Here is a 6,849-nt window from a genome sequence, read left to right as displayed (position 1 = left end):
AGCCTTTGCTAACCAAAGCCCCGACAGCCTGAGCGACTTTCAATCGGTACCCTTTGGCGATTACACCACGCGAGTCACGGCCGCTGGTAATATCGATGAAGTGCACTTGCAGAACAAACTGGTCACGTTAAAAGCGGGCAGCGCGCGCAACCTGCTGTTCTATGAAAATACTGCCGGCGCATTGGCGGCGCTGGTGTACGATCAGGACCTGCGCACCCGTACCTACGAGCACGATATGAATTTAGTGAGCCTGGCGCAAATTCACGACAGCGACGGCGATCGCTATACCTTAAAGGCATATTTCGTGAATGAAGATGCCGGTGAAACTAAGGAGACCGCCTCGCAAATTGTGTCGGGTATTGCATTTGCGTCGGTAAAAAATTTCACCCTGGTATCGGGTAGTTACGCCATTTACATGATGTACACGGACGAAGATGGCGACGAGATTCTAGCGGCCGACAAAGTCACAGTGGACTTGGAGGCCAACACCAATTACCAAGTAATACTGGAGCCAGATCCTACGGAATACACGGGTTATCGAATCAGTATTATTTAGTTGACTTACTGTTATCCAAATAAACTTGGCCTCGCAGTGCGAGGCCAAGTTTATTATGCACGGTTAAATGGGCGAGCCAGGCGGCAGTGGCGTGGGCGTGAAGGCTTTATCGCCGGCCAGCTGCTTTTGCGCTTGGTCGATCTGTATTGCCAGCAGTCGCTGGTGATCGGAGCGAGGTGTGGCGAGTGCGATGGTTTCGAGAAAACCGGCCAAAGTGCCCCGCAATGGCGGTGAAAGTTTGGGGTTTTTAAGCAGCTCGGTGAATTGCGCGACAATTAGCAGTTGCGTGTTTTGAGCAATGAGTCCCTGGCCACCCGGCGCCTCTGGTCGACCGGCGGCCTGCCACATACTGTCTAGCAGCGCCCGCGGCGCGAGATGTGCAGGCTGGGTGGCGTGCAACCATTGCAAGCGGGCCAACCGCTCCGGGTGCAGTAATATACGCAAGCTGTGGTGGGCTGCGGCTTCTGCCAGCGCGAGTGGGTCTAGCAGGGCGCCGGTATAACCCTGGGTACTTTCGCGGGTTTTCTGATGGCCATAGGCTTTGGGTGGAATTAGCTTTGCAATGTGATCGGGCAGCTGTAAAAACGCCGGTGCCAAGGTGCGGTTTAACTGTTCGAGGGCGTGTTTTTGCAGCGCCGGGGTCACGGCTTGGTGCAAGGGCGCCTGGGCGCGGTTTTTTAATGCGTAGGCGTAGTGGTAGCCGCCCAACAGCTTACCGGCGGCTTCTGCCTGGTAGCGGTGGTAGTAAAATACCGGCACCAAAATTTCTTCGAGATCGGAATAGGGGCGCCCAAAGGCCAATGCGTTGGCATTGAATTGCGCGAGCCCGGCTGCGCGCAGATCGATCACCCGCGCCAGTTCGTCGGCGGCATTGGCGCCGTTATCCCAGAGGCTGGCGGTGGGGTGGAAATCGGCCAGGCTGCGGCTATCGGGGTCGGAGATGAACTCGAACCCCAGTGCGGCAGATGCCTCGACAAATTCTAGACGCGCCTGGTCGCTGTCAAAGTCGCCGTAGCCATACTGAATAACCCGTTTATCCCAAGCGCCAATGTTTTCTGCGTAGGCGTTCGTTAGTGATATTTTTCCGTCTGTCAGCGACAACACCGGGTGCGGATAGTCCATGACTGACGCCCGCTGGTGGGGGCTGGCGGCAAAGTTATGGGCGATGCCCAGGGTGTGGCCAATTTCGTGGGCGGACAATTGCCGGATGCGCGCCAGCGCCATTTCGGTCAGCGGTTGGCCGCTGGCGTCTTCGCTGTGAAAGGGCGCCGTCATGCCTTGAGCGATTAAGTAATCTTGGCGCACTCTCAGCGAGCCGAGTGTTACATGGCCCTTGATAATTTCGCCAGTGCGTGGGTCTGTCAGGCCGTAACCGTAAGACCAGCCGCGGGTGGCGCGGTGCACCCACTGAATTACGTTGTAGCGAACGTCCATGGGGTCTGCGTCGGCGGGTAATATCTCCACTTGAAATGCGTTGCGGTAGCCGGCGGCTTCAAAGGCTTGGTTCCACCAGCGGGCGCCCTCCAGCAGTGCCGTGCGCACGGGTTCGGGCGTGCCCGGGTCCAAGTAGTAGATGATCGGCTCTACCGCGTCGCTGATTGGCGCCTGGGGATTTTTCTTCTGCAGGCGATGACGCGGAATAAAGCGTTGGGTGAGGTCGGCCTCTATGGGCGCCGCGTAGTCTTGAAAGCTAAAGGCCCAAAAACCACTCTGGGGGTGGAAGGCGCGGGGTTGGTAGCCGGGCTCCGGCAGTGCCACAAAGCTGTGGTGCATGCGCACGCTCAGGCTGTAGGGGTCGGGCGCAACGGCCTGTACAAACGCGCCAGGCTCGTCGCCGGTGAACGTCACCGTGGCTTCGAGTTCGGTGTTGTTTGGGAAGGCTTTGGTGCGCGGCAGATACACCGCCGAGCGACTGTCGTCGCGCGTGTAATTGCCTTGTTTTTTCTGTTTTAAGGTGCGCGCCACCCCATGGCTGTCGCGCAGCATAAATTCGGTGGCGTCGAGTAGCAGGTGTTCGGCATCGCGCGCCACCACCGGGAATCCCCACAGCACAGAGCTGGCAAAGGCCTCGGCAACGGATTGCTGCTCCAATGCATTGGCAGACACGGCGCGATAGTGGGTGTTGCGCTGGCGCAATAACACCTTGTCGCCCACTGGTTCAAAGTGCACCAGCTTGGATTCCAGCCCCATCAATTGGCCGCGGTCCAAGCCGATATCGTTAGAGCCCAGGCCCTGGGGCAGGCTGAAATAGTAAATATAATCGGGGCTGTCTTTGGCGATCTGCAGATAGACGCGCCCGGCCTCGATATCCACGTACAGTGGCAGCAAACCGGGTTGGTGTTGCATGCCCTGGGTAAAGCCCGCTAAGTCAGTTTGTGTTTTGGTGTTGGAGGTGTGGTCGGGGGCAGGCGAGCAGCCGCCCAGCCAAATCAGCAGGGCGAGTATCAGCAGTCGGGCCATGGCGATGTCCTTTTGTGGGGTGTCGTTAAGCGCAGTGGTGAGCGCGCGCCCTGTGCGCAGGGAGTTCGTTGGACACCTTAAAGGTTCAACCCCGTGGGTGGCAATCAGGCGCCGGGACCGCAATCCAGACAGCGTTTAACCGGCGCCGGCCCCAGATGCAATTGTCGACTCAGATCGCGCAGGGCTGTGCGCACCCCCTCTTCGATGACTGGATGATAAAAGGGCAGCGCCAGCACATCGCTGACGGTCATGCGCATTTGTATCACCCAGGCCAGTTGGTGGGCGATGTGCTCGGCGGCCGGGCCGAACATTTCAGCGCCCAGCAGCAGCCCGGTGCCCTGTTCGCCAAAGACTTTAATCAGGCCGTGATTTTTATCAATGACGCGCGCGCGCCCTTGGTTTTCAAAGCTTGCACTGCCGGTGGCAAAGCTGCCGGGGCAGATGTCTTCGAGCGCCCGATAGCCAGTGCCAACACTCGCCATTTGCGGGTCGCTGAACACGACACTGATGGGCGTGCGGCGTTGTCCCGCGCGCAAGTCTGCGCTGTCTGTCAGGGAGCGGCCAGCGTTGTCGCCGGCAATGCGGCCCTCGTCGGCAGCTTCGTGCAACAGGGGAATATCGTCGCTGACATCGCCGGCCATGAAAATGGATGACCGGCCGCACTGGCCGGTGTAGCGATCGCGCTCGGGCAAGCCCTGGGCATTCAGTGCCAGGCCGCTGGCGCCGAGATTTAGCGGATCGATATTGGGGCGCCGACCGGTGGCGGCGAGCACATACTCAAAACACTCGGTAACCGGGCCCCGCTCGCGGTGTACATAATCAATTTCAACACCTGCTTGGGTGCGTCGCAGGGCCTGCACCTGTGCACGCGGGTCCAGATAAAATTCGCGATTAAAGTGGTCGATGGCGTAGTCGCGCACGTCCGGGTGCTGCAAAATGCCGAGCCCGCCGGAGCGGCCAAACAAAGTGACGCGCGTGCCCAGACGCGCCAGCGCTTGGCCCAGTTCCAGGCCAATGACGCCGGGGCCGAACACCGCCACCGAGGCGGGCAAGGTGGGCAGTTCAAACAGGCTGTCATTGGTGAGCAGACGATCGGCCGCCCCCTGTAATAGTTCGGGAATGTGCGGCCTTGAGCCGGTGGCGATGACGATGCGCTGCGCGCGAATTTCGTAAGTGACTTGGTCTGCGCCATTCACCGCCAAAGTATTTGGGCCGGTGAATGTAGCCTGGCCTTGTAATTTATGGTGTTCGGGAAACTCATCCACCGATGCCAGCACAAACCCCACGAAGCGATCTCGCTCGCGCCTGACCCGGCCCAGCACTGCATTGCCATCGATGCGCGGCGCATCGTAATCCACGCCAAAGACGCCGTTGTGGTGTGCTAGGTGGGCGTGCTCGGCGGCTGCGATTAACAGCTTGCTGGGCATACAGCCTACACGGGCACAGGTGGTGCCATGCGCCCCACCTTCAATCAGCAGTACCTTGTCTGTGTATGCACGGGCCGCGCGGTAAGCGCCTAGCCCTGCGGTGCCGGCGCCAATGATGGCGATGTCTACCGATCGCGATGCCATGGTGACTCCTTTTAAGTTGCGTGAATGCGCGTGATAGCGTTAGAGAGCAAGGGCCTGTATTTGTTTCATCGGCGTTCCGCGTGGGGCGCCGAGTACCGCGAGTTGTAGGGGCCCCATAGGCCTGTGTAAGCTGCGCGCAGTGCTGTAAATTCAAGAATGGAACCCGAGGGGAGCATAGCAAAGGCCCATGGACTGGTTTGATAGCCACTGCCACCTGGATTTACCGGAACTGTATGCGCAGGCGCCAAGCCATTGGGCGGCAGCGCGTGCTGCGGGTGTCGCGCGGGTTTTAATTCCCGGTGTGGCGCCAACCCAGTGGGCCACAGCCGAGCAACTGGCGTCACAACTGCCCGGAGCCTGCTGGGCTGCAGGCGTACATCCATGGTGGATTTCGGCGCAAATACAGTCGCTGGAAGATTCGATGGCACAACTGCGCGCAACCATCGCGCGCGGCGCGGTGGCGGTGGGCGAGTGCGGGCTGGATGGTAGTTTGGCCCTGCCCTTATACGAGCAAGCGCGCTGGCTAGTGCCGCAATTACAACTGGCCGAGGCATTGTCGCTGCCGGTGATACTACACGCCCACCGGGCACATAATGCGTTGCTGGCGCAGTTGAAGGCATTTCCGTCGGTGCGCGGCGTGGTGCACGGTTTTGCTGGCAGTCTCGAGCTGGCTCGCCAATACCTCAAGCGCGGTTTTGTACTGGGTATTGGCGGTGTGGTGACCTATACGCGCGCCGCGAAAACCCGCGCCACCGTGGCGGCACTGCCGCAGGGCAGCTTTTTATTGGAGACTGACGCGCCGTCCATGCCCTTGGCTGGCGCGCAGGGCAAGGTTAATACACCTTCGCAACTGATTGCCGTGGCGCAATGCGTGGCGCAATTGCGGGGTGAAAGCCTGGCGCAGTTACAGGCCCATACCCAAATCGCCGCCGTTCAGGTGTTTGGCAATCTAGGTATTAATGGTTAGGCCGAAATAGGTCACCACGCCTTCCAGCACTAAATTAATAGCCACGGCCGCCAGCAACAAGCCCATGACGCGGCTCAGGATGGCGGCACCGGCATCGCCAATCAGTCGCTGTATGTGGGTGGCTAACAATAACAGCAACAGTGTTGCCAGCAGCACGGCCAGAATAATGGCGGCGATCACCGCCTGATCGGCAATGGTTTGCGTTTGGTTGTCTGTGAGTAACACTGCTGCGGTCATTGCGCCGGGCGACGCTATCGAGGGAATGGCCAGCGGGAAGACCGCGCTGTGTTGATGCCCCGGCACCAGCTGCTTTTCTTCATCCACCTTGCTGTCGCCAAAGATCATGGTCAGCGCAAATAGAAACAACACCAAGCCTCCGGCGATCTGAAAGGCCGTAAGTGGGATGCCCATAGCATCCAAAATTAATTCGCCGGCAATCACGAAAAATAGCAGCACACCCGCCGCCACCAGTGTGGCCTGCAGGGCAATCTTGCGCATGGCACTGCGGCTGGCCATCCCGGCAGTCACTGCTAAAAATACGGGCACTGTGCCGATGGGGTCTATCACAGACCACAGCATGACCACCTTGTGCACAATGTCTGTCATTGTTTTCGCTCGATAGTTTTAATCGGGTGGCAGCAAAGGCGCCCGGTTAATTCAATGGGACGGTGAACGCGGCGCGCGCCGGCGCGCCGAGTGAGTTAGGTGGCTACTTGCGCACGCCTTCGACATTTAGCCACAGCTTCACGCTTTCAGAGGCTGGGCCGAGATTGTAATTGATGTTGAAGTCTTTCAGGTTGAGTTTGGTTTCCCCCGAAAAACCGGCGCGGTAGCCGCCCCAGGGATCTTTACCTTCGCCCACTTTGGTTACCGCGATGGTGACAGGTTTGGTTACGCCGTTTAGGGTTAAGTTGCCCACCAGATCGAACCCTGTTTCACTCACCTTATTTACGCCAGTGCTCACAAAGGTGGCCTTGGGGTGTTGGTCGGTATTTAAAAAGTCTTTGCTGCGCAGGTGCTTGTCGCGCTCTGCGTGATTGGAGTCCACGCTTTGGGTGTTGATGGTGACACTGACTTTGCTGTCGGCTGGTTTCTCTGCGTCGTAGCTGAAGGTGCCTTCAAAGGCGTTGAAGCGGCCGGTTAGCCAGCTGTAGCCAAGGTGTTGAATGGCGAAGTTAATGCTGGCGTGCGCGCCCTTGTTGTCGATTACATAATCCGCTGCCTGCGCGCTGCCCGCCGCGATAAAAAGCGCACTGCCGGCGAGAAGGGAGCGGGTAAGGTGTGTCAGATTCATG

The 6,849-nt window shown here is 58.9% G+C and carries 6 protein-coding genes; 2 read left to right on the top strand and 4 right to left on the bottom strand.

The features are described from left to right. Positions 1-556 (top strand): hypothetical protein (locus ACW8F6_RS16970; RefSeq protein WP_491577074.1); only part of this gene is annotated, 556 nt, incomplete at its 5' end. A 63-nt stretch (positions 557-619) separates the two neighbouring features. Here ACW8F6_RS16970 and ACW8F6_RS16965 read toward each other — a convergent pair. Both ACW8F6_RS16965 and ACW8F6_RS16960 read right to left on the bottom strand, forming a co-directional pair. Then, on the bottom strand, positions 620-3,016 hold the full coding sequence (locus ACW8F6_RS16965; RefSeq protein WP_491577073.1) for a zinc-dependent metalloprotease: 2,397 nt from the start codon (positions 3,014-3,016) through the stop codon (positions 620-622). Positions 3,017-3,120: 104 nt separating this feature from the next. Then, entirely contained in the window at positions 3,121-4,587 is a 1,467-nt protein-coding gene (locus ACW8F6_RS16960; RefSeq protein WP_491577072.1) for a dihydrolipoyl dehydrogenase, read from the bottom strand. 187 nt (positions 4,588-4,774) lie between these two features. On the opposite strand from ACW8F6_RS16960, the gene ACW8F6_RS16955 reads away from it, so the two are divergent. Continuing rightward, positions 4,775-5,554 (top strand): TatD family hydrolase, encoded by a 780-nt coding sequence (locus ACW8F6_RS16955; RefSeq protein ID WP_491577071.1) that lies wholly within the window; start codon positions 4,775-4,777, stop codon positions 5,552-5,554. On the opposite strand, the gene ACW8F6_RS16950 is transcribed toward ACW8F6_RS16955, so the two are convergent. Both ACW8F6_RS16950 and ACW8F6_RS16945 read right to left on the bottom strand, forming a co-directional pair. Further along, complete coding sequence (locus ACW8F6_RS16950; protein ID WP_491577070.1) at positions 5,537-6,160, bottom strand: MarC family protein; 624 nt, start codon at positions 6,158-6,160, stop codon at positions 5,537-5,539. The genes ACW8F6_RS16955 and ACW8F6_RS16950 overlap by 18 nt on opposite strands. 103 nt (positions 6,161-6,263) lie before the next feature. Next, on the bottom strand, positions 6,264-6,848 hold the full coding sequence (locus tag ACW8F6_RS16945) for a YceI family protein (RefSeq protein ID WP_491577069.1): 585 nt from the start codon (positions 6,846-6,848) through the stop codon (positions 6,264-6,266). Between the last annotated feature and the right edge of the window lies 1 nt (position 6,849).

This window comes from Simiduia sp. (genome assembly GCF_058345725.1).
This window is presented reverse-complemented; position numbering and strand designations above follow the sequence as displayed.